General features: G+C 75.4%; 3 protein-coding genes. 1 reads left to right on the top strand and 2 read right to left on the bottom strand.

The annotated features are described in order from the left end of the window. Positions 1–558, top strand: a 558-nt coding sequence (locus ACFF45_RS35170; protein WP_381351097.1) for a hypothetical protein, incomplete at its 5' end; no start/stop codon positions are given. A 24-nt stretch (positions 559–582) separates the two neighbouring features. Here the strand turns inward: ACFF45_RS35170 and ACFF45_RS35165 are convergent. Both ACFF45_RS35165 and ACFF45_RS35160 read right to left on the bottom strand, forming a co-directional pair. Then, positions 583–1,692 (bottom strand): adenylate/guanylate cyclase domain-containing protein, encoded by a 1,110-nt coding sequence (locus tag ACFF45_RS35165; RefSeq protein WP_381351096.1) that lies wholly within the window; start codon positions 1,690–1,692, stop codon positions 583–585. Between the two features lie 86 nt (positions 1,693–1,778). Beyond that, positions 1,779–2,645 carry a biotin--[acetyl-CoA-carboxylase] ligase gene (locus tag ACFF45_RS35160; RefSeq protein WP_381351095.1) on the bottom strand — a complete coding sequence of 289 codons (867 nt, stop codon included), beginning with the start codon at positions 2,643–2,645 and terminating at the stop codon, positions 1,779–1,781. Positions 2,646–2,841 lie beyond the last annotated feature (196 nt).

The following is a 2,841-nucleotide window of genomic DNA, read 5'->3' as shown; positions in this document are numbered from 1 at the left end:
CGATCCCGCGGCCGGCACCGGCGGCCGGGGGCGCGCAGGCTGCTGCTCGGCGCGGGCGGCCTCGCGCTCGCCGCCGGGGTGCTGAGTCTCGTACGGCTGGCGGCACCGGACCCCTCCCCGCACGGCGGTGCCGGAGCCGCGGCGGCCGGACCGGGCCCCGGCGCGGCCGTCGGCAGCGCGCGGACGGCCGACGTCTCCGCCACGGCCCCCGCCGACCCGCGCACCGCGGGCCCCTCCGCACCCGCCCCGCACGGAGGGCCGAGCGCGCTGCCCGCGCAGGGCACGGCCTACCGGGCCCCGTCGTCCCCGCACGGCGGCTCCGCGCCCCACGTCCCGGCCCCGGCTCCGGCCCCCGGGGAAGCCACCCCCGGCCCGGACGCCTCGCCCACACCGTCCGCCGCCGTCAGCCGCTCGCCCCGTCCCGCCGCGCCCGGTCTCCCACCGGCGGCCGGTCCCACGGCCGCGCCCACGCCCAGCGCCTCCGCCCCGCAGCGCGAGGAACCCGGCCTGTGCGTGCCGGTCATCGACCTGTGCCTGGGCCCGCTCGGCAGATGGTGAGGACCGCTTCCGCCGGAGATGCCGCTAGCTAGCGGGCCTGTCGCGCCGCGTGAGCAGCCACGGCTCGACCACGCCGAGCCCGCGCACCGGCCGCTGCCACATCGGCTGGAGCGCGAAGCGGTACGCCGGCGGCTCCTCGCCCTCCTTCTCCGCGGCCGCCGCGGCCTCGGCCGCCTCCGCCTCGGAGGCGGGTGCCTCGCCGGTGCGGATCAGCTCCTCGGCGAACGCGCTGTCGACCAGGACCGCGTCCCGTGGGGCTATCGACGTCAACCGGGAGGCCAGGTTCACCGTCGTTCCGAAGACATCGCCCATCCGGGTGGTGACCGTGCCGAACGCTATCCCGACCCGCAGCTCGGGCATCGTCTCGTCGTTCGCCATGGTCTCGATCAGCCGCAGCGCGATCTCCGCCGCGACCCCCGCGTCGTCCGCGGCGTACAGCACCTCGTCGCCCAGCGTCTTGATCAGCCGGCCGCCGCGCGCGGCCACCAGGTCGGCCGCCGTGGTCTCGAAGGCCTCGACCAGCTCGCCGAGTTCCTCCTCCTCCAGGCGGCGGGTCAGGCGGGTGAAGCCGACCAGGTCCGCGAAGCCGACGGCCAGTCGCCGGTCGACCATCTCCTCGTCGTCGGCCGCCTGCACCACCCGTCCGGTCGCGGCGGCGAGCTGGCGCCGCCAGACGTAGACGATGAACTCCTCCAGTTCCGGAAGGAGCAGCTCGACCAGCGGATACGTCACCTCGGTGCGGGTCATGCCGGGCTCGGGCGGCTCGGTCAGGCCCTCCAGGAAGGAGTCGATCTGCCACTCGGCCAGCCGGGCGGTGGTCTGCCCGGTGGACCGGGCGACCTGCACGGCCATCGCCTCGCTGAGCAGTCCCGCCTCCACCAGACCGGCCAGGCGGCGCAGGGCCAGCACGTCCGCCTCGGTGAGCGCCCTGGCCTGGCCGATGTCGGCGAAGCCCATCGCGCGCCAGAAACGGGACGCCAGTTCCATGGAGACACCGGCGCTGCGGGCCGCCTGGAACGGCGTGTAGCGCCGCTCGGCGCCCAGGATGAGCTGTTCGAGCCGCAGGGCGAGCGGGTCCTCGCCGGAGTCGGCGCCCTGCGGGTCCGTGCCGGAGCCCGTGTCGTCGACGGTCACGCCTGCTGCCCTTCCGATCTGCCGCGGTCAGGTATCGACCGGCCCCAACTTTACGTCAGCTGTGCCCCAGGTCACTCCTCCCGGCACTACGGCTGGACCCCTCTCAAGTGCACGATGTCGCCGGCACCGACCGGCTCCTGCACGCCGTCCTCCGTCGCCAGCACCAGCCGCCCGTCCCCGTCCACCGCGACCGCCTCTCCGACGATCGACCGGTCTCCCGGCAGTTCGGCCCGCACCACCCTCCCCAGCGTGGCGCACCCGGCGGCATACGTCTCGTGCAGACCGCTGGCGGCCGGGTCGCCGCCCGCCGTCCGCCACCGCCGGTACCACTCCTCCAGCGACCGCAGGACGGCCCGCAGCAGCGGGTCCCGGTCCGTGGTCGCCGCCCCGGCCAGCGCCAGCGAGCCGGCGGTGGGCACCGGCAGCTCCTTCTCGCGCAGCGTGACGTTGAGGCCGACGCCGATCACCACGCCGTCGTCCGCCGCCCGCTCGGCGAGGATGCCGCCGGCCTTGCGTTCCTCGCCGCCGACGGTCACCAGCAGGTCGTTGGGCCACTTGAGGGCCGTGTCGACCCCGGCGGCCCGGGACAGGCCCGTCGCCACGGCGACGCCGGTGAGCAGCGGCAGCCAGCCCCAGCGGGACACCGGGACCTCCGTGGGGCGCAGCAGGACGGAGAAGAACAGGCCGGAGCGGGGCGGAGCGGTCCACTGGCGGTCCAGGCGGCCCCGCCCGGCGGTCTGCTCCTCGGCGACCAGCACCACCCCCTCGGCCAGGCCCCTGGCGGCCCGGGCCACCAGGTCGGAGTTGGTGGAGCCGGTGCGCTGCACCACGTGCACCTCGGTCCACAGCCCGCCCTCGCGCACGAGTGCCTTGCGCAGCGCGGCGTCGTTCAGGGGCGGCCGGTCCAGATCGGTCCAGCGGTTGCTCGGGTCTGATGCATCTCGGGGCGTCATGCAAGCCACCCTAGGTGTGGTAAACACCGCACTGCCGATCGTCAGGCCCCCCACTACGCTACGGATGAGTAACCGTCCCCCCCTTTTGAGCAGGCAGGGAGCCGCATCCCGATGTCCGAGCCGGAAGAGATCGACATTCACACGACCGCGGGGAAGCTCGCGGATCTCCAGCGCCGCATCGAGGAGGCGACGCACG

Origin of the sequence: Streptomyces cinereospinus, from assembly GCF_042430725.1 — a bacterium.
Lineage (GTDB): Bacteria > Actinomycetota > Actinomycetes > Streptomycetales > Streptomycetaceae > Streptomyces > Streptomyces cinereospinus.
This window is presented reverse-complemented; position numbering and strand designations above follow the sequence as displayed.